Origin of the sequence: Mycobacterium sp. IS-1264 (assembly GCF_001954195.1) — a bacterium.
Lineage (GTDB): Bacteria > Actinomycetota > Actinomycetes > Mycobacteriales > Mycobacteriaceae > Mycobacterium.
Genome location: NZ_MBES01000059.1, coordinates 17,891 through 37,581, shown reverse-complemented (window position 1 = coordinate 37,581; position 19,691 = coordinate 17,891). Strand labels below are relative to the sequence as shown.

Annotated in this window: 19 protein-coding genes; 7 read left to right on the top strand and 12 right to left on the bottom strand. The window is 67.4% G+C overall.

The features are described 5' to 3' along the window. Nucleotides 1–212 precede the first annotated feature (212 nt). Nucleotides 213–1,604 carry a cystathionine beta-synthase gene (locus tag A5744_RS13700; protein ID WP_076061826.1) on the bottom strand — a complete coding sequence of 464 codons (1,392 nt, stop codon included), beginning with the start codon at nucleotides 1,602–1,604 and terminating at the stop codon, nucleotides 213–215. 65 nt (nucleotides 1,605–1,669) lie between these two features. Then, entirely contained in the window at nucleotides 1,670–2,737 is a 1,068-nt protein-coding gene (locus A5744_RS13695) for an alpha/beta hydrolase (RefSeq protein WP_076061825.1), read from the bottom strand. A gap of 245 nt (nucleotides 2,738–2,982) precedes the next feature. Here A5744_RS13695 and A5744_RS13690 point away from each other — a divergent pair, with 245 nt between their 5' ends. Next, nucleotides 2,983–3,927 carry an SGNH/GDSL hydrolase family protein gene (locus A5744_RS13690; protein ID WP_139331342.1) on the top strand — a complete coding sequence of 315 codons (945 nt, stop codon included), beginning with the start codon at nucleotides 2,983–2,985 and terminating at the stop codon, nucleotides 3,925–3,927. Nucleotides 3,928–4,020: 93 nt separating this feature from the next. Next, entirely contained in the window at nucleotides 4,021–5,238 is a 1,218-nt protein-coding gene (locus A5744_RS13685) for an acetyl-CoA C-acetyltransferase (RefSeq protein WP_076061821.1), read from the top strand. Nucleotides 5,239–5,304: 66 nt separating this feature from the next. Here A5744_RS13685 and A5744_RS13680 read toward each other — a convergent pair whose 3' ends face one another. From A5744_RS13680 to A5744_RS13670, 3 genes are all read right to left on the bottom strand, one after another. Then, entirely contained in the window at nucleotides 5,305–6,198 is an 894-nt protein-coding gene (locus A5744_RS13680; RefSeq protein WP_139331341.1) for an RNA polymerase sigma-70 factor, read from the bottom strand. Continuing rightward, the gene (locus A5744_RS13675; protein ID WP_076061817.1) at nucleotides 6,195–7,403 is read right to left on the bottom strand and encodes an FAD-dependent oxidoreductase; all 1,209 of its coding nucleotides are present in this window, start codon (nucleotides 7,401–7,403) and stop codon (nucleotides 6,195–6,197) included. Before A5744_RS13675 ends, A5744_RS13680 begins: the two co-directional genes overlap by 4 nt. 83 nt (nucleotides 7,404–7,486) lie before the next feature. Continuing rightward, nucleotides 7,487–8,335 carry a Bax inhibitor-1/YccA family protein gene (locus tag A5744_RS13670; protein WP_076061815.1) on the bottom strand — a complete coding sequence of 283 codons (849 nt, stop codon included), beginning with the start codon at nucleotides 8,333–8,335 and terminating at the stop codon, nucleotides 7,487–7,489. A gap of 218 nt (nucleotides 8,336–8,553) precedes the next feature. Between A5744_RS13670 and A5744_RS13665 the strand changes: the two genes are divergently transcribed. The 3 genes from A5744_RS13665 to A5744_RS13655 are packed head-to-tail and all read left to right on the top strand — an operon-like array spanning nucleotide 8,554 to nucleotide 12,153. Then, nucleotides 8,554–9,591 (top strand): enoyl-CoA hydratase/isomerase family protein, encoded by a 1,038-nt coding sequence (locus tag A5744_RS13665; protein WP_076061837.1) that lies wholly within the window; start codon nucleotides 8,554–8,556, stop codon nucleotides 9,589–9,591. Nucleotides 9,592–9,604: 13 nt separating this feature from the next. Next, nucleotides 9,605–10,396, top strand: coding sequence for an enoyl-CoA hydratase (locus A5744_RS13660; RefSeq protein WP_076061814.1), 792 nt, complete (start codon nucleotides 9,605–9,607; stop codon nucleotides 10,394–10,396). Nucleotides 10,397–10,404: 8 nt separating this feature from the next. After that, the gene (locus A5744_RS13655; protein WP_076061812.1) at nucleotides 10,405–12,153 is read left to right on the top strand and encodes an alpha/beta-hydrolase family protein; all 1,749 of its coding nucleotides are present in this window, start codon (nucleotides 10,405–10,407) and stop codon (nucleotides 12,151–12,153) included. On the opposite strand, the gene A5744_RS13650 is transcribed toward A5744_RS13655, so the two are convergent. Both A5744_RS13650 and A5744_RS13645 read right to left on the bottom strand, forming a co-directional pair. Then, the gene (locus A5744_RS13650; protein WP_076061810.1) at nucleotides 12,154–12,600 is read right to left on the bottom strand and encodes a rhodanese-like domain-containing protein; all 447 of its coding nucleotides are present in this window, start codon (nucleotides 12,598–12,600) and stop codon (nucleotides 12,154–12,156) included. Beyond that, entirely contained in the window at nucleotides 12,597–13,184 is a 588-nt protein-coding gene (locus A5744_RS13645) for a cysteine dioxygenase (RefSeq protein ID WP_076061808.1), read from the bottom strand. The genes A5744_RS13650 and A5744_RS13645 overlap by 4 nt, the downstream gene beginning before the upstream one ends. A gap of 139 nt (nucleotides 13,185–13,323) precedes the next feature. Between A5744_RS13645 and A5744_RS13640 the strand changes: the two genes are divergently transcribed. Continuing rightward, nucleotides 13,324–13,743: a lipoprotein LpqV gene (locus A5744_RS13640; protein WP_076061835.1), complete on the top strand. Its 420-nt coding sequence runs from the start codon at nucleotides 13,324–13,326 to the stop codon at nucleotides 13,741–13,743. Nucleotides 13,744–13,834: 91 nt separating this feature from the next. Beyond that, nucleotides 13,835–14,893, top strand: a complete 1,059-nt coding sequence (locus A5744_RS13635) for a patatin-like phospholipase family protein (RefSeq protein ID WP_139331340.1) — start codon at nucleotides 13,835–13,837, stop codon at nucleotides 14,891–14,893. 14 nt (nucleotides 14,894–14,907) lie between these two features. Here A5744_RS13635 and A5744_RS13630 read toward each other — a convergent pair whose 3' ends face one another. From A5744_RS13630 to A5744_RS13610, 5 genes are all read right to left on the bottom strand, one after another. Further along, entirely contained in the window at nucleotides 14,908–15,777 is an 870-nt protein-coding gene (locus A5744_RS13630; RefSeq protein ID WP_076061804.1) for a patatin-like phospholipase family protein, read from the bottom strand. Nucleotides 15,778–15,828: 51 nt separating this feature from the next. Then, the gene (locus A5744_RS13625) at nucleotides 15,829–16,521 is read right to left on the bottom strand and encodes a cutinase family protein (protein ID WP_205866307.1); all 693 of its coding nucleotides are present in this window, start codon (nucleotides 16,519–16,521) and stop codon (nucleotides 15,829–15,831) included. A gap of 185 nt (nucleotides 16,522–16,706) precedes the next feature. Further along, nucleotides 16,707–17,582 (bottom strand): adenylate/guanylate cyclase domain-containing protein, encoded by an 876-nt coding sequence (locus tag A5744_RS13620; RefSeq protein WP_076061802.1) that lies wholly within the window; start codon nucleotides 17,580–17,582, stop codon nucleotides 16,707–16,709. A gap of 61 nt (nucleotides 17,583–17,643) precedes the next feature. Continuing rightward, nucleotides 17,644–18,414: a methanethiol S-methyltransferase gene (mddA, locus tag A5744_RS13615; protein ID WP_076061800.1), complete on the bottom strand. Its 771-nt coding sequence runs from the start codon at nucleotides 18,412–18,414 to the stop codon at nucleotides 17,644–17,646. Nucleotides 18,415–18,483: 69 nt separating this feature from the next. Continuing rightward, on the bottom strand, nucleotides 18,484–19,659 hold the full coding sequence (locus A5744_RS13610; protein WP_076061798.1) for an FAD/NAD(P)-binding oxidoreductase: 1,176 nt from the start codon (nucleotides 19,657–19,659) through the stop codon (nucleotides 18,484–18,486). Nucleotides 19,660–19,691: the final 32 nt, after the last annotated feature.

Here is a 19,691-nt window from a genome sequence, read left to right as displayed (position 1 = left end):
GTCGACCCTTACGGTCGAGAACGTCGGGCGCGGGGGCGCCGAGGGCGCGGGCTCATGCTCACCCTGGTCGGGCGGAGGTGGAGGGGGGAGGTGAGATTCGCCGGGCGGCGGTTGATCGGTCATGGCAACCCTTCCACTTCGGATGAGCTGAACTGGCCGAATCACAGTACCTGAGCACCCACTGGCCAGGCGAGACCTTGCGGGACGCCGCCCTAAGGCCGCCGCGGTTCCGAGAGGAATCCCAACAAGTCGTAGCGGGTGATCACTCCCACCGGCTTGCCTTGCTCCACCACCATCAGCGCGTCCCATTCCCGCAGCGCCTTGCCGGCCGCGGTCACCGACTCGCCGGCGCCGATCATGCGCAGCGGCGGGCTCATGTGTTCGGAGACGGCGTCGGCCAACTTGGCGCGTCCCTCGAAGACGGCCGAAAGTAGTTCGCGTTCGGAGACGCTGCCGGCGACCTCGCCGGCCATCACCGGCGGCTCGGCCCCAACGACCGGCATCTGCGAGACGCCGTACTCACGCAGAATGCCGATCGCGTCGCGCACCGTCTCCGACGGATGGGTGTGCACCAAATCCGGTAGCGCGCCGGACTTCCCGCGCAACACGTCACCGACCGTCGGCTGCTCGGTCGAGCCGTCGAGGCGGCTACGCAGGAAGCCGTACGACGACATCCACGCGTCGTTGAAGATCTTCGACATGTAGCCACGCCCGCCGTCGGGCAGCAAAACGACGACGAGCGCATCGGGCCCGGCCTCCTCCGCCACCTTCACCGCGGCCACCACGGCCATCCCGCACGAACCGCCGACCAGCATCGCTTCCTCGCGGGCCAGCCGCCTGGTCATGTTGAACGAATCGGAGTCGGACACCGCGATGATCTGATCGGGCACGCTTGGGTCGTAGGCCGCCGGCCAGAAATCCTCGCCGACCCCTTCGACCAGGTAGGGGCGGCCGGTGCCTCCCGAATACACCGAGCCCTCGGGGTCGGCGCCGACGATGCGGACCGCGCCGCCGGACACCTCCTTGAGGTAGCGCCCGGCGCCGGTGATGGTCCCGCCGGTGCCGATGCCGGCGACGAAGTGGGTGACCTTGCCGTCGGTGTCGGCCCAGATCTCCGGGCCGGTGGTCTCGTAGTGGCTGGCCGGGCCCTCGGGATTGGCGTACTGGTCGGGCTTCCACGCGCCGTCGATCTCCCGGACCAGCCGGTCGGAAACGCTGTAGTAGCTGTCGGGGTGGTCGGGCGGCACCGCCGTCGGGCACACCACCACCTCGGCGCCGTAGGCCAGCAACACGTTGCGCTTGTCCTCGCTGACCTTGTCCGGGCAGACGAACACGCACTTGTAGCCGCGGGGTTGGGCGACCAGGGCAAGACCGACACCGGTATTGCCCGAGGTCGGTTCGACGATGGTGCCGCCCGGCTTCAGCAGCCCAGCGGCCTCCGCGGCGTCGATCATCTTCACCGCGATCCGGTCCTTGGAGCTGGCCCCGGGGTTGAGGTATTCGACCTTTGCCACGACGGTGCCGGCGCCGGGGGGGATGACGGAGTTCAGGCGAACCAGTGGGGTGCCACCGATGAGCTCGCTGATGTGCTGCGCGATTCGCATGCGTTCATCGTCTCAGGCCGTTTCGGGCCGCGCATACCCGCGCCGCGGTCGGCCGAGGAGGCGCGCTAATCGGTGGCTTCGCGGATGTACTCGCCGATTTGGCGCAGCGAACGGATTGCCTCGGGCACCATCGGCGCGGCGAGCTGGAAGTCGTGAATCTGGCCCGGCCACACCCGGACTTCGGCGGGCACGCCGACCGCGGCCAGCCGGCTCGCGGCCAACTGGGCGTCGTGCAGCAGCACCTCGGATCCCGAGACGTGGATCAGCGTCCGCGGCAGTCCCGGTTTGATGTGCTCCAGCGGCTCGTAAATCTCTTCGGGTTTGCCGTCGACGATGTTCTTTTCGGCGGCGCTAGCAACCAAAGCGACGAGCGCGTCGAACGCGGTGGCGGGGAACATCGCGTCGGTCTTGATGTTGGGATGGGCCTGCTTGCATTCCTTTGCTAGCTGCAGCAGTGGCGAGATCGCGACCAGCGCCGCCGGCTCTTCGCCCTCCTCCTGCAGACGTTGCGCGAGGGCGAGCGCGAGATACCCGCCGGCCGAGTCGCCGGCCAGCACAATGCGGTCGGCGTCGTAGCCGCGCCGGCGCACCCATTGGTAGGCGTCGTGGCAATCGGCGAGCGCCATCCCCACCGAATGCTTGGGCAGGAGCCGGTAGTTGACCACCAGGACGGGTGAGTCAGCAAACTTGGAGAGCGCTTCGACGAGGCGCCCGTGTGAGTTTGCTCCACACGTCAGGAATGCTCCGCCATGGAAGTAGAGAACCATCCGGCGGGTACCGTCCGCGGGTAGCACCCCGGGGGCACGCACCAACTGTGCCGACGCGTTTGGCAACTTCACGTCCTGTCGGACCGTGGCGGTCACGGGCAGCACGACTCGGGATAGCAGGTCGATGAGGCCCCAGGGCCAGGGTGCGTTGGGTGCGTGGCTCCCGGCGGCCAGGATCGGCCGGATCGTCAGCCGTGATGCGAGATTGGCAAGCCGCGCAGCAACGCTCGGCCCCGATTCGAGGACCTCGACTGGCGCGCCATCGCTGATCGCGAATTTGCGTGATTCAACTCTACGTGCCCTGAGGACATCGTGTGTGCAAATGGCTCTCGGGGCGGAACCGGAGACCTTGCTGGGTGCGGTCATGCTCAACACTTCCTACGCCGTTGTAGTCCGATACAGCATGTGACGAGGCGGCTAAGCGTCCGGTTCATCTTCTGTTCGCCGAGTCGTTCAGCCAACTCGCTGGACTTAGCTTGACAGGCTTCGACGGGTACAACATTTGAAGAGTCTGATTTGATACCACATGTGATTCACAACGTGATCACATTGTTTTTAAGCCGCCAGCGCAAACACTCGAGCCGATCTAAACTGATTGCGTGACCATCCGGGTGCCGCGTCGTTCGACGATCGCCCTGGCCACAGCGGGTGCACTCGCCTCGACAGGCACGGCCTACCTGGGCGCTCGCAACCTGCTCGTCGGCCAGGCGTCGCACGCGCGCACCGTCATCCCGAAGGCGTGGGACGTCCCGCCCCGCGCCGATGGCGTGTACAGCCCGGGCGGCGGACCCGTCGAGCGGTGGCAGCGCGGCGTACCGGCGGATCTGCACCTGATGATCTTCGGGGACTCGACGGCCACCGGATATGGCTGCATGAACGCCGAAGAGGTGCCCGGCGTGCTGATCGCACGCGGACTCGCCGAGCAGACCGGCAAGCGCATCAGGTTGAGCACCAAGGCGATCGTGGGCGCCACCTCGAAAGGCGTTTGCGGCCAAGTGGATGCGATGTTCGTGGCCGGAGCGCCACCGGACGCGGCCGTGATGATGATCGGCGCCAACGACGTCACCGCGCTCAACGGGATCAGCCAGTCCGCGCAACGGCTGGGCACGGCGGTGCGCAAGTTGCGCACCCGCGGCGCGATCGTCGTCGTGGGCACCTGCCCGGACCTGGGCCTGATCAGCGCCATTCCCCAACCGCTTCGCTCCCTTGCGCACGCGCGCACTTCGCAGCTCGCCCGCGCCCAGGCCGCGTCGGTCCGGGCGGCCGGCGGGGTGCCGGTGCCGTTGGCGCACCTGCTGGCGCCCCAGTTCCGGGCCACGCCCGAGGTGATGTTCTCCGCCGACGGCTTCCATCCCTCGCCGGCCGCGTACGCGCTGGCGGCCAGGGCGCTGTTGGCGACGCTCTGCGATGAGTTGGCCGAGCAGGTCGACGACCCGGCGGAGGAGGCACCGGCGCCCGCGCCGGCGCAGGTGCTCGACGCCGCGCACACCCGACGCAGCGTCATGCCGCGGCTCTGGCAGCGGCCGCTGCCCGGTTCGCCCGCCCCGTCGTCATAGCGGCCGGTCGGCACCGACTAGATTTGTGCTACCCGTCGAGGTGGACGTACCACCCGTTCCTAGCTAGCCCGCGTCCCATGGGAGAGAACCGCCATGCCTGAAGCCGTCATAGTCTCCGCTGTCCGCTCGCCGATCGGCCGCGCCATGAAGGGGTCGCTTGTGTCCATGCGGCCCGACGACCTGGCGACGCAGATGGTGCGCGCCGCGCTCGACAAGGTGCCCGCGCTCAACCCGCACCAGATCGACGACCTCATCCTGGGTTGCGGCCTGCCCGGCGGCGAGTCCGGCTTCAACATGGCGCGCGTGGTCGCCGTCGAACTCGGCTACGACTTCCTGCCGGGCACCACGGTGAACCGGTACTGCTCGTCGTCGCTGCAGACGACGCGGATGGCTTTCCACGCGATCAAGGCGGGCGAGGGTGACGCATTCATCTCCGCGGGAGTGGAGACCGTGTCCCGGTTCGGGAAGGGCAACTCCGACTCGTGGCCGGACACCAAGAATCCGCTGTTCGACGAGGCCCAGGAGCGGTCCGCCGCTGCGGCCGGTGGCGCGGACGAATGGCATGACCCCCGCGCCGACGGGAACGTGCCCGACGTCTACATCGCGATGGGCCAGACCGCTGAAAACGTCGCCATCCTCACCGGCATCAGCCGCGAGGACCAGGACCACTGGGGCGTGCGCAGCCAGAACCGGGCCGAGGAGGCCATCAAGAGCGGGTTCTTCGAACGCGAGATCACCCCGGTAACCCTGCCCGACGGCAGCACCGTCAGCACCGACGACGGCCCGCGTCCGGGCACCACATACGAGAAGGTCAGCGAGCTCAAACCGGTGTTTCGTCCCAACGGCACCGTCACCGCGGGTAACGCCTGTCCGCTCAACGACGGCGCCGCCGCATTGGTGATCACCAGCGACACGAAGGCCAAGGAACTGGGCCTGACCCCGCTGGCCCGCATCGTGTCGACCGGCGTCAGCGGCCTGTCGCCCGAGATCATGGGGCTGGGCCCGATCGAGGCGTCCAAGAAGGCGCTGGAGCGGGCCGGCATGTCGATCAGTGACATCGACCTGTACGAGATCAACGAGGCGTTCGCGGTCCAGGTGCTGGGCTCGGCGCGCGAGCTGGGCATGGACGAGGACAAGCTGAACGTGTCGGGCGGGGCGATTGCACTGGGCCACCCGTTCGGCATGACCGGTGCGCGCATCGCCACCACGCTGCTGAACAACCTGCAGACGCACGACAAGACGTTGGGCCTGGAGACCATGTGTGTCGGCGGCGGCCAAGGCATGGCGATGGTGATCGAGCGGCTCAGCTAGCCCTGCTCGTCGAGTGTGCGTCCTGGGCGCCGAGTGTGCGCCCGGGGCGCCGTGAGTGCACAGCCGTCAGCCGCGCCGGACGCCATCCGCGACGGCGCGCAGCTTGTCCGGGTTGGCCACGTTGTGGATGGTGACGATGCGCCCGTCCGCATCGAGTTCGACTGTGAGGGTTGCGATCACGCGGCCCGAGGCAGAGAAAACGATGCCCGGCCCGCCGTTGATATCGACGACTTCGGCTGTCATATCGGCGATCTCGACGCCTTCGTAGGGGCGCTTGGTGACGCCGGCGAGCCAAGCGGCGACCTTGGCCATGCCCTCGACGGGGCGCAGCGCCTGGCGCACCTTTCCGCCGCCGTCCGTCCACAGCGTGACATCGGGGGCGAGCAGTTGCATGAGATCGTTGATGTCCCCGCCGGTCGCCGCGGCGAAGAAGCGTTCGGTGACCGCGCGCTTCTTGCCGCGGTCGGCCTCGAACCTCGGCCGGCGCGCCTGCACGTGATTGCGGGCGCGGTGGCCCGCCTGGCGCACCGCGGCCTCGGAACGCTCGACGGCCGAAGCGATTTCGGCGTAGCTGAAGTCGAACACCTCCTTGAGGACGAACACCGCGCGCTCCAGGGGGCTCAGCGTCTCGAGCACGACCAGCATCGCCATCGACACCGATTCGGCGGCCGCGACGTCCTCGGCCGTGTCTTCGCTCGTGAGGATCGGCTCCGGAAGCCACGGACCCACGTAGGTCTCCCGCTGACGCCGGGTCGAGCGCAGTCGTTCCATCGACAGATTCGACACGATGCGGGACAGATAGGCCTTGGGGTCGGCGACCTGACCCCGATCGGCCGCCGACCACTTCAGCCAGGCATCCTGCACCACGTCCTCGGCGTCTGCCGCCGAGCCCATGATCCGATAGGCGATGGCGAACAACAGTTTCCGATGTTCGACGAACGTGTGCTCGTCGGCGCTCATCGGGTGAAGCCCCCACCGCGCCGCCATGTCACGGCGCCCAGCGCGGGCAGCAGCTTGAGCAATCGGTAGGTCGTCCACGGACTGGCGCTCACCGTCTCCTTGTAGGCGACCGCCCACCGACCGGCCAGATAGAAACGCGACGGGCTGTCGTCGGGATGGGTGAACTGGATGACGGCGTCGTGCCGCCCCAGGCTCACCGGCTGGTGGACATAGCCGAAGCGGAACCGCTTGGGCTGCTTGCCCTTCAGCTCTCGGACGATGTTGGCCGCGGCGTGCACCCCGGTCGGGATGCCGCTCTGGCAGGTCCCGTGCACGAGGCCATATCCTTGCCGAACCGCGGCGGCGTCGCCAACGACGTACACGTCCTGGTGCGACACCGAGCGCAGCGCCGCATCGGTGATGATTCGGCCCCGCTCGTCGACGCGCAGGCCCGCGGCGGCCGCCAGCGGCGACACCCGCACGCCCGTGGCCCACAGCACTGCGCCGGCCGGCACGACCTGGCCGTCGGCCAGGGCGACCCCGTCGGGCATCACCTTGACGATGTCGACGCCGGAACGCATCCGCACGCCCAACCGGGCCAACCCATCATGCAGGCGGGCACGCGCCTTGGGGCCCATCATCGATCCGGGTGTCTGCCGGCTCAGCAGGACGACGTCGAGTTCGGGGTGCCGCTCGGCGATCTCGGCGGCCGATTCGATTCCGGTCAGGCCGCCGCCGGCGACCACGACCGTCCCGGCGCCGAGCCGATCCAGCTGCTGGGCCAGCAACCCAGCGTCGTGGGCGCTGTTGAGGGTGTAGGCGAATTCGTCGACGCCGGGCACTGCCTCGGTGTCGGCGACGCTGCCAAGCGCATACACCAGGGTGTCGTAGCCGATCACGCGCTCGTCGTCGAGACGGACGGTCCGCGCGTCTGCGTCGAGGCCGGTGACCCAGCCCTGGACGAACTCGACGCTGGTGCCGGCGAGCATGTCCGGGATCTGAAGCTCGGCCAGCCGCTGGCCCGAAGCCGACTGGTGCAGGCGCAGCCGCTCGGTGAACCGAGCCTGCGGGTTGACCAGGGTGACGCGCACGTCGTCGCGGCCCTTGACCCGACGCGCCAAGCGGGCGGTGGCCGCCATGCCGGCATAGCCGGCGCCGATGATCACGATGTGCTTCATGATGCTGCCTTTCGCGAGCGAATGGGTGCTGACAACCAGCAGACGCATCGAGCGGTCGTGGATGTGACATCACGCGCGGGTGCACAAAAAACCGGCACGCCGATTGGCGTGCCGGTTTTTTGTGTCAAGCGCTAATCGTTCTGCAGATAACTGAGCAGGCGCAGGATCTCGAGGTACAGCCAGACCAGCGTCACGGTCAGGCCCAGGGCGATGCCCCAAGCCGCCTTCTCCGGCGCCCCGGCGCGGATCATCTGGTCGGCCGCGTCGAAGTCGATGAGGAAGCTGAACGCCGCGATACCGATGCACACCAGCGAGAAGATGATCGCGATCGTTCCGCCGCTGCGCAGACCCAGGCCCGTGCCGCCGCCGACGTGGAACATTGCCAGCACGAAATTGCCGAGCATCAGGGCCAGCACGCCGAACATCGCGGCGACCAGCATGCGGGTGAACTTGGGCGTGACGCGGATGGCGCCGGTCTTGTAGACGACGAGCATCCCGAAGAACACACCGAAGGTGCCGAGGACGGCCTCCCCGATCAGGGCGCCGGCGTTGGCGGACGACACCGTGAAGTTCGCGAAGACGAACGAGACCGCGCCGAGGAACAGGCCCTCCAGGACGGCGTAGCTGAGCACGATCGCCGGGCTGTCCTGCTTGCGGCCGAACGTCGCGACCAGCACCAGCCCCAAGCCGCCGAGCGCGCCGATCAGGGTGAGCGGCATCGCCAGCGCGAGATTGGACGCCACCAGGAAGTAGGAGACGATCGCCGCGACCGTCAGCACGCCCAGCGTGATGCCCGTCTTGGTGACGACGTCGTCGATCGTGACCGGACGGGATACCTTGGCCTCCTGGTAGGGGGCCGCCGTGTAGGGGTCACCTTGGTAGTACCCCTGCTGCACCTGGGCCGCGCCAGTGCCGAATTGCGCGTACCCGCCGCGCTGCTTAGGCAGCGAGCGAAATACCGGGTTACTTGTCTCCCGCACTGTCGGATCCTCTCTGAAGACTGTGGCTTGGAGCTGTGCGAACACCTGCTCAACGATTAGTGACCCGCCCGGGTTCCCAGCGGAGCTGGGGTTTTGCCGATAATCCCGGGCCCGGACCTTCTCGTCCGGTTAAACATAAACCTTACCCGCGGGTACCGGGGCGGTAGTGACGATCTAGATTGCTGGTCGAGACCCCGCGGCGATGGGAAGGTGGCGCGTTGACGGAGGAATCCGACGAAGTCCTTACCCGGATCGACGGCGACGTCGGCCTCATCACGCTCAACCGCCCCAAGGCGATCAACTCGCTGAACCAACCGATGGTGGACGCCCTGCGCGCCATCCTCACCCGCTGGGAAGCCGACGACGCGGTGCGCGCCGTGGTCGTGTCCGGCGCCGGGGACCGCGGATTGTGCGCCGGCGGCGACGTTGTGGCGGTCTACCACAGCGCCCGCAAGGACGGCGTCGAGGTGCGGAAGTTCTGGCGCGACGAGTATCTGCTCAACGGCCAGATCGGGCGTTTCCCCAAGCCGTATGTGTCGTTGATGGACGGCATCGTGATGGGCGGCGGCGTCGGCGTCAGCGCGCACGGCAGCGTTCGGGTGGTGACCGAAACGTCAAAGGTGGCGATGCCGGAGGTCGGCATCGGCTTCATCCCCGACGTCGGCGGCGCGTTTCTGCTGTCCCGGGCACCGGGTGCGCTGGGGCTGCACGCCGCGCTCACCGGCGCGCCGTTTTCCGGGGCCGACGCCATCGCGATGGGATTCGCCGACCACTACGTGCCGCACGGCGATCTCGACGCGTTCACCGCGGCGATCGTGTCCGACGGCATCGAGAGCGCGCTGGCCCGCTATGCCGTCGAACCCCCACCGAGCGAGCTTGCCGCACAACGTGATTGGATCGACGACTGCTTCGCTGGCGAAACCGTCGAAGACATCGTCGCGGCGCTGCGCGGCCACGGCGCCGCAGCTGCCGACGACGCCGCCAACCTGATCGCCACCCGCTCCCCCATCGCGGTGTCGGTGGCGTTGGAGGCGGTGCGCCGGGCCGCGAAACTCGACACACTGGAAGACGTTCTGATCCAGGACTATCGGGTGTCGTCCGCCTCGGCGCGCTCGCACGACCTGGTCGAGGGCATCCGCGCACAGATCATCGACAAGGATCGCAATCCGAAATGGTCGCCGGCGACGCTGGACGCGGTCAGCGCGGCAGACGTCGACGCGTACTTCGCGCCCGTCGACGACGACTTGAGTTTCTAGAAAGGCGGTTTGGATGACAGAGGTGACCTCTACAACCTACGAAACCATCCTGGTCGAGCGCGACCAGCGGGTTGGGATCATCACGCTGAACCGGCCCAAGGCCCTCAACGCGCTCAACAGCCAGGTGATGCATGAAGTCACCAGTGCGGCAACAGAATTAGACAACGATCCCGGTATCGGGGCGATCATCATCACCGGGTCGGCCAAGGCGTTCGCCGCAGGCGCCGACATCAAAGAAATGGCCGAGTTGACGTTTTCCGACGCGTTCGAGGCCGACTTCTTCGCGGCCTGGGGCAAATTGGCCGCGGTCCGCACCCCGACGATCGCCGCGGTCGCCGGCCACGCACTCGGCGGAGGATGCGAGCTCGCCATGATGTGTGACCTGCTGATCGCGGCCGACACCGCGAAATTCGGTCAGCCGGAGATCAAACTCGGCGTGCTGCCCGGCATGGGCGGCTCGCAGCGTCTCACCCGGGCCATCGGCAAGGCCAAGGCCATGGACCTGATCCTGACCGGGCGCACTATCGACGCCGCCGAAGCCGAACGCAGCGGCCTGGTTTCGCGGGTGGTGCCCGCCGATGACTTGCTGACCGAGGCCAAGGCCGTCGCCGCCACCATTTCGCAGATGTCGCGCTCGGCCGCCCGGATGGCCAAGGAAGCCGTCAACCGGGCCTTCGAATCGACGCTGTCCGAAGGACTTCTCTACGAACGCCGGCTCTTCCATTCGACCTTCGCGACGCACGACCAGTCGGAGGGGATGGCGGCATTCATCGAGAAGCGCACCCCCAACTTCAACCATCGGTAGGACGCTCCATGAGCGAAACGGGCTCTGTCACCAGCACCGAAGCTGACGACGAATCGGTCGTCAGCCCCGACGCCGTGGCGCCGGCCAGCGCGCACGGCACCGCGGAAGCGCTTGAGGCTATCCGAAAGCCTTGGTGGGTAAGGCATTACACGTTCACCGGGACCGCGGTCGGCCTCATCTTCATCTGGTTCTCCATGACGCCGTCGCTGCTGCCCCGCGGCCCGTTGTTCCAGGGGCTGGTCAGCGGGATCTCCGGCGCCATCGGCTACGGGCTGGGCGTCTTTTCGGTGTGGCTGGTTCGCTACATGCGTGAATCGAAGTCCAGCCCGCCCCCGCCGCGCTGGGCGTGGAAGGTGCTGATCCCGATCGCCGTGGTGGGCCAGGTGCTGATGGCGATCTGGTTTCACGTCTGGCAGGACGACGTGCGCGATTTGATGGGCGTGGCGCACCTGGAGTGGTACGACTACCCGATCGCTGTGGCGCTGTCGGTGGTGGTGCTGTTCACCGTCGTCGAAATCGGGCAGTTCATTCGCTGGCTGGTCAGATTTTTGGTGGGCGAAGTCGACCGGATCGCCCCCTTCCGCCTGTCGGTGACCATCGTGGTGGTGGTGCTGGTGTTCCTGACGGTCACCTTGCTCAACGGTGTCGTGCTCAAGTTCGCGATGCGCACCATGAACAACACGTTCGCCACGGCGAACAACGAGATGAGCCCGGACACCGCGCCGCCGAAATCCCCGCTGCGCTCCGGCGGTCCGCAGTCGCTGGTGTCGTGGGAGTCGCTGGGCCACCAGGGCCGCATCTTCGTCAGCGGCGGCCCGACTACCGGCGAGCTGACCGCTTTCAACGGGGCCCCGGCCGCCGAACCGATCCGCGCCTATGCGGGATTGAACTCCGCGGACGGCATCACGGCGACCGCCGAGCTTGCGGCGCGCGAGCTGCAACGCGAAGGAGGCCTGCAACGCCAGGTCGTGGCCGTCGCGACAACCACCGGGACGGGCTGGATCAACGAGGCCGAGGCCTCGGCGCTGGAATACATGTACAACGGAAACACCGCGATCGTGAGTATGCAGTATTCATTCCTGCCGAGCTGGCTGTCGTTCCTGGTTGACAAGGAGAACGCGCGGCATGCCGGCCAGGCGCTGTTCGAGGCGGTCGACAGGCTGATCCGCCAAATGCCCGAAGGGCAGCGGCCCAAGCTCGTCGTGTTCGGTGAGAGCCTCGGATCCTTCGGCGGCGAGGCACCGTTCATGAGCCTCAACAACGTGCTGGCCCGCACCGACGGCGCGCTGTTCAGCGGACCGACCTTCAACAACACGATCTGGACGGACCTGACGTCGACGCGCGACGCAGGGTCTCCGGAGTGGCTACCGATCTACAACGACGGCAAGAACGTCCGGTTCGTGGCTCGCCCAAGCAATTTGGCGCGCCCGGATTCGGCGTGGGGCCACCCCCGCGTGGTGTATTTGCAGCACGCGTCGGACCCGATCGCGTGGTGGACGCCGGATCTGCTGTTCAGCGAACCGGATTGGCTGCGCGAAAGGCGGGGATACGACGTGCTGCCGCAGACACATTGGATTCCGGTCGTGACGTTCCTGCAAGTCTCGGCGGATATGGCGGTCGCCGTGGACGTGCCCGACGGGCATGGCCACCGCTACGTGGCCAATGTGGCCGACGGCTGGGCCGCGGTGCTGTCACCGCCCGGGTGGACGCCGGACAAGACGGAAAGGCTGCGTCCGCTGCTGCACGCCAACGAGTGACTAGAGCCAGCGGCGACCGGTCGTGCCGGCGTCCGCCAGCCCCCCGGGGCGTGGGTCGACGGTGCCGCCGGCCAGCCGTTCCAGCACACCGGCACCCGACAGGGCGTGGTAGCCGCCGATGACGTCGGTGGCGCGGAGTAGGCCGATATCGAGCAGCGCCGCGGCGGCCAGGCTGGACGTGTAGCCCTCCGAACACACGATCACCCATTCGACGTCGTCGCCGACGGCCTCCGGCAGCCGGGCGTCGCTGGTCGGGTCACAGCGCCATTCCAGGACGTTGCGCTCGATCACCAGCGCGCCCGGTATCTCACCTTCCCGGAATCGCTGTGCCTGCGGCCGGATGTCGACCAGCACCGCACCGCGTCGCACCGCGTCGGGCACCTCGGCGGCGGGCAGGCGGCGGTACCTGCGCCGGGCGGATCTCAACACCACGTCGATGCGGCTCACTGCGGCCCCTCAGGTTGGTCGGTCAATTCGGTGCGCCGGCGGCGCAACCTGTTGGCATCGGTGACTTCGTAGTACGACATCGCGGTCAGCGGCGGCGAATAGGCGTGCACGCTCAGGGTCGGCTCGACCGGACCCTTGATCGTGCCCGCCGCGGCGGTTCCGGTCACGGCCCTGGGTGCCCACACCACGTCGTGCACCCAACCCAGCGGGAACCCGGCCTGGTCGCCCGCGTCGAGCCGGCGGCGCCGCAGTCCGCGTCCGTCCCAACGGAATTCGTTGAGCGCACCCGACAGCACGGTCAGCGCGCCGAGGGAACCGCCGTGGTCGTGCAGTTCGGTGGCCCGACCGGGGACCCAACTGATCAGCCAGACGTCCAGCTCGTCGTCGCCGTGGATGCGGGCGAACCAGCGCTCGGCGTGCGGTATGCCGCCCTCGGGCAGCAGGTGGTCGCAGCGCCCGCTGAGCACGTCGTCGGCTGCCTGGTCGGTGGCGTGCAACAGGTCGGGGACCCGCAGCCGGGTGGGGCCGGCGGAGGGCGATGCGACGGTGTAGGGGCGCAACTCGATGGACGAGGGCAAAGACATTGGGGAGTGCTCCAGGGAGGACGGATCGGGACGAGCGGCGGCAAGTTAGGGCCGACAACACTCGCAAAATCCGAAGCGCTCCATCACGGCCGCCAGTGTTGCATAGATTGACATCGTGCGTAGGCGCAGTCGTTGGCTCCTGAGATGGGTCGCGGTCGTCCTGGCGGCCGGTTTGGTGACGGTCACCGGGTGCTCGCGCGGTGCCCACACCGGCGCGCCCACCTCGTCGTCGGCCCGGCCGTCGGGCATCCCCGCCGGCCCGGCCAGCGCGCCGCCGGGCGCCGTGGGTCTCTCCCCCACGGGCGTCACGACCAGGGTCGACGTCCCCGCGGATTCGACCGAGGAGGAGTACTACCAGGCCTGTCACGCCGCGAAAGTGTGGATGGACGGCCAGCCCAAGACTGGTCAGTCGCTGTTCGAGCCGTATCTGGCGATGGTTCAGGCCTCGCAATCGGGCACTGCGGGCAGCTGGAACATCCGGTGGGCGGAGCTGACCCTGGCGCGGCAGGCGGCCCTGATCACCGCGGCGCGTGCGGCCGCCAACGACGAATGCGGGTAGCCGCGGTCGGCCCCGCCGCAATTCGGATCACGGGTGAAAAAACTGCCCACCCGGCCCGCTCGGGGCGGATTCCGCCGCGCAAAATGAGGGGGTGCCTGGCGAACGATCAGCACCGACACGGGTGGCGTTGGCGCTCGGCAGCGGCGGCGCCCGCGGCTACGCCCACATCGGGGTCATCGAGGTGCTGGCCGAGCGCGGCTACGACATCGTGGGCATCGCCGGCTCGTCGATGGGCGCGATGGTCGGCGGTCTGCAGGCCGCGGGGCGCCTCGACGAATTCGCCGACTGGGCGAAGTCGCTAACCCAGCGCACGATCCTGCGGCTGCTGGACTTCTCCATCAGCGCGGCCGGCGTGATGCGGGCCGAGAAGATCCTGGACACCGTGCGCGACATCCTCGGCCCGATCACCATCGAGGAACTGCCCATCCCCTACACCGCCGTGGCGACCGACCTGCTCGCCGGCAAGTCGGTGTGGTTCCAGCGCGGCCCGCTCGACGAGGCCATCCGGGCGTCGATCGCGATTCCCGGGGTCATCGCCCCGCACGCGATCGACGGGCGCCTGCTCGCCGACGGCGGCATCCTGGACCCGCTGCCGATGGCCCCGATCGCCGCGGTCAACGCCGATCTGACCATCGCGGTGAGTCTCAACGGCAACGAGACCATCGTCAGCCGCGACGAGGAGCCCGGCGCCACCGTCGAGTGGCTGAACCGCATGGTGCGCAGCACCTCCGCGCTGCTCGACACCACCGCGGCGCGCTCGCTGCTGGACCGGCCCGCGGCGCGGGCGATGTTGAGCCGATTCGGCGGCGCGGCCGCGGACCCGGATGCCTGGTCCGCCGATGCCGACATCGAACCGACCGCAACCGAACTCGACGCCCTCGCCGCCCTGGAGACTCCCGAAGTGCCGAAGCTGGGCAGCTTCGAGGTGATGAATCGGACGATCGACATCGCCCAATCCGCACTGGCCCGCCACACGCTGGCCGCCTACCCCGCCGACCTGCTGATCGAGGTGCCACGCACGACGTGCCGAAGCCTGGAATTCCATCGGGCGGTGGAGGTGATCGCCGCGGGCCGCGAGCTGGCCACGCAGGCGCTGGACGCCTTCGAGCGCGAGCAGGACGAACCCGTCCCACCCGCGATCGAGGGCTGAGCGCGCTCAAGCCCTTAAGCTCCCAGGAATTTCGCGACCGCGCGAGCCTCGCGCCGCCCTTGCTCGCGTCCGGCGGTTGCCGAGGGGACGCGGCAGCGGGGATCCAGGGCGTTCGGCCCGAACTCCGCCAACGAGTTTGCGTCGGCGAACACGGAGAACGCGGCGCCGGGGAAGGCCGCGATCTCGGCCGCCGGGCCCGGGCCGAACGGCGACGGGGTATCGACGCCCGAGGGCACCAGCACCACCGCCTCGTCGCAGTCGCCGGCGATGCCGAGGTTGACCAAGCTGCCGACCCCGCCGTCCATGTAGCGCCGGCCCGCGATCGTCACCGGCGGCCACGCTCCGGGCACCGCGCAACTGGCCGCTACCGCGTCGACGAGCTCGACACCCGACCGATTGTCGAAAACGACCAATTCCCCTGTCTCGGTGTCGATCGCGGTCAACCGCAACCCCCGGTCGGGCCAGTCGTGGGACGGCAATCGGTGCGCGATCACCTGACGACGGACCGGCTCGGCAACGGTGTTGGTCGCCAGCGCCACGGCTCCGATCCGCCGCAACTGCTGGCGGGTCTTATCCGCCGTCGGGTCGTACGGTTCGGCCAGCGCGGCCAGGAAGATCTCGGTGATGTCGTCGACGTCGACGCCGGAATCGATCTCGGCGGATGCCTCGGCGACCTGCCGGTCGAACAGCGCCTCGAGCGTGCTCCCGCTGCTGATTTGGGCGGCGACCGCCGCACCGGCCGAGGTCCCCACCAGCACGTCGGACTCCAGCAGGAGCCGCGCCGCTTCCGGCGACTCATCTGCGATACCCCGCAGAACACCTGTCTCCCAGGCGATTCCCGCTATCCCCCCGCCGGCCAACACGAGCGCACGTTTGGTTGCCACGTCGACACACTCTGCCAGCCGGCGCCGGGCGAGCCGCCGGGGAGACCCGCGTCAGAGATGGCTGGCCACGAAAGTCGCCGCCTGGCTGGGCATCCCGGACTGCTTGTAGGACAGGTGCGCCGCGGAGAACATTTCGTCATGCGTCGGCGGTGCCAGGGCCCCGCCTGGAGTGCAGATCGGATCGCCGGGCGCACACAAATCGATGGCCTTAGCCCCGTACCACGGGCTGACCGTGCTCACCGGCGCTCCCAGATATCTGTCCGATGGATTCCCGAAGAGGGCGAGCGCAGCAACGTGATCAGCCACGTCCTGCGGCAGCGACGAGGGGACCAAACCCGCAACCTCTATTTGGGCGATGGTGATCAGATCGATCACCATCGCGCCTTGGGAATATCCACCGAGCACCAGCTTGGTGTTGGGACAGGTCGCGGCCATGGATTCGACATGAGCGCTCGCATCGCGGGCACCGGCGGATGCGGAAGGGCCGAAATCTTCGGTGGCGGGGTAGTTGACGGGATACACCGCGAGGGATCGACCCCCGACCTGCGAGCGCAGCGAGTCGATGAATGCCTGTCCGACCCCGCCGACGCCGGGCGCTTCGGTGGTGGCGCGGGCAAACGTCACCTCGACGTCGGGGCAGGGCGCGGCGGACGCGGAGGCCATGAGGATCGGCGGGGTCAGCAGCGTCGCCCAGGTTGTCACCACCGCGGCAACCAGCAGACGTGCGAGTTGGCGTGCGCCCACGAGTTAATGCTGGCACATCGCGACCGATATGTACCGTCCGAATTTGCGTGACCCAACGCCTGCGTTGCATGCGTCATGCGCCGGGCGGACACAAACTGCTACTCATAGCAACACGCCGGCGCAAAAGTAAGCGCTCCTGGGGTTGCGCTCATACCTCTAGCACCCTCAAAAGGTGTCCTAGTAGTTCAGTCCGGTGTGGGCTTCTCGTCCTCGAAGCATGCGAATAGATCCCATTCGCCCGGCAGGCCCTTGAGCGTGTGCGTACCGCGGGGCTGGAACACAAAACCCGCGTTGCTCGCCAGAGTTCGCGTCGTGGTTGACACCAGGATCTCGTTGGCAGCCGCGGCGCTGAGGATCCGTGCCGCTTCATGCACCGCGACGCCGCGCACGTCGCTCCCCACTACTTCTACTTCTCCGACGTGTACGCTAGCCCGGACCTGCAGGCCTTCCCGACCGGCGGCCCGGCCGATCGCCGCGGCGCAGCGTAGGGCGGCGGCCGGCCCATCGAAGGTCGCAAGCAATCCGTCTCCGGTGGTGTTGATCTCGTGGCCGTGGTGGCGTTCCAACGCCGCCCGCGTCGCCTCGTAGTGTGCGGAGAGCACGTCTCGCCATGCGTGATCGCCCAGCCGATTCGCCATCACCGTGGAGTCAACGAGATCGGTGAATAACAGAGTGACCAGCGCCCGGTTCTGAGCGCCGAAGAGCCGGAATCCTGCGAAGGCCCGCAACCCCGACCACTCGATCTGGACGCACGGCTCGCTCCCAAGGGTGTATCCGTCATGACCGGGCGGAATCTCAAATACGTCGTCCGGCCCGAACTGGAGCGTGGTCCCGTCGCGCATCACGACTTCGAACCGGCCCGACACCACGACCCCCACGTGACGCGCCTCGCACCAATCCCCGCCGACCTGTGGACGCACGTGCGTAGACCACCGCCATCCTGGCTGTGTCACAATCCGCCCCACAGTCAGGTCACCCACGTCGACCTGCTGGACCTTGATCCCTTTGAACTCGAGTGTCTCGTCCGGACTCATCAGGTTCTTGACTCGAACCTCGCCCATACCCGCATTTTCACGCACCCCCCACAGACGGTCAATGATCACGAGATCTGCCGATTAATTGTCAAGCCGGATTTGTAGTGGCTTCAGCGTCGGTACGGTGACGGGGCCGCTGAAGTCCCGGAATGAGCATCGGCACGCGGCGGCGATATTCGCGATACTCGTCGCCGAGCGCCGCTGTGAGGTCGTGCTCCTCAATCTGCAGCGCTATCAGGATGTACCCGGTGGTCGCCAACGCGAAAAGCAGATGCCCTGCCGTCATCGTCGGGGCGGCCCAAAACGCGACAATGAAACCGAGCATGAGAGGGTGCCGGACGACCCGATACAGCAGTGGCGAACGAAAGCCCGTCTCGCTGTAGGGTTCTGCACGCCACGCCAGATAGACCTGACGAAGGCCGAACAGATCAAAGTGATTGATCATGAATGTCGAAGCCAGAACCGTGGCCCAGCCGAGCCAGAACAGGACCTGCAGCCCGATCCGGCCCGGTAGCCATGCGATTTCCCAGATGACCGCCGGCATCGTCCGCCACTGCCAGAACAACAGGAACAGAACCAAACTCGACAACAGCACGTAGGTGCTGCGCTCGATAATCTGGGGTATCAACCGCGTCCACCAACGCTTGAACGTCGGTCGTGCCATCACGCTGTGCTGCACGGCAAATAACGCGAGCAACACCACGTTGACGACGACCGCCTCCCCAATCGACGCCGCGACACCATTGTCGATGCTGCGCGGCACAACAAGGTTGCCCACGAAGCCGATGGAGTATAGGAACGCCGCCAAAAAGACGAGATAGCACGTGGCACCGTAAGCCATGGTGAGTGAGCGCTTCATTATGTCCTCCGTTTTCCGTTTCCTACGGTTTCTGGCCGTGCCGCTGTCGCGCCGGCGTCTCCGGATTGCTTAGCGAATGTTCCAGCGCACCAGCCAATCTCGCTCCTCCTGCTCCTTTTCCGCGTGATACGCCCGCGACGGGTCACGCAATGCGATCTGAGGCGCGGGCAGCGTCAGAAAATTACCCTCAGCCTTAGCGGCCAGACCCCCGCCGATCTCGACATAACAGGCGCCCTCGCCGGTGAAGCGGGTGTCGGGCGCGTCGCGGCCTAGATGGCGGGCCACCTGGTGCGCGACGATCTCGGCTTCGGCTCGGGCGAAGATCGCTGCCTTCGGTAGCGGTTTGCCGTTGGGCAGCTCAAGTGCGGTGACATCGCCGATCGCCCAGACATTCGGCATGCTTGTGGCGAGAGTTTGCGGATCGACCGGGATCCAGCCGCCAGGGTGGAGTTCGGTCGACATCACCGCTGTTGCTGGTGACTGGTGTGGCGGAACCACAGCTAGGTGATCGAACGATTCAGTAGTTCCGTCCGCGAATTCCACGACGTGGGTATCCGGATGGATGCATGTCGCGGACTTACCACCATGGAAACCAATGCCTTTCGCTTCCATGATGGCGACTAGTGCTTCACCAACTTCCGGGCCGGCGACCGGCATCGGGAGCGCATCCGGGCTGAACGCGTCGACTCGCACTGCGCCGCTGGCATACCTAGCGCCTAATAGGTCGGCCATCAGGAACGCCGCCTCGAATGGTGCGGCCGGGCATTTGAACGGCGCACGGACGACCAGCACGATTAACCGTCCCGACTCCAGCGTCCCAATCGTGCGGTGCAGATCCACGGCGCCGTCGAGTGTGTAGAACTGGTCCGCGATACCAGATTCGAACGCCTCCGATAAACCTGGCAGGGCTGAAGCGTCGAGGGTGGCGCCAAGGGCGATCACCAAAGCGTCGTAGCGGACCGGGCTCGAACCGCGGCAGTGCACCGCCTGCTCGACGTCGTCGATGCGATCGACATCCGCGGTCACCATCTGCACACCGGGAAGCGCTGCCGCCGTGGGTTTTACGCGCACTTGCTCTGCCGTCCGCCAGCCGCGCATCACCCACAGCAGCGACAACCCCAAGCCGCCGGTAAAGCTCCGGTCGACCAGCACGATCCGATCTTGGGTGGGCAATACCTTGCGCAGCTCTGCGGCCGCGGTCAGGCCTCCGACGCCGGCCCCCAGGACGACAACAGTCTTGTTCATGGACGCTCACCTCCCGACGGAGTTGGTCAGAC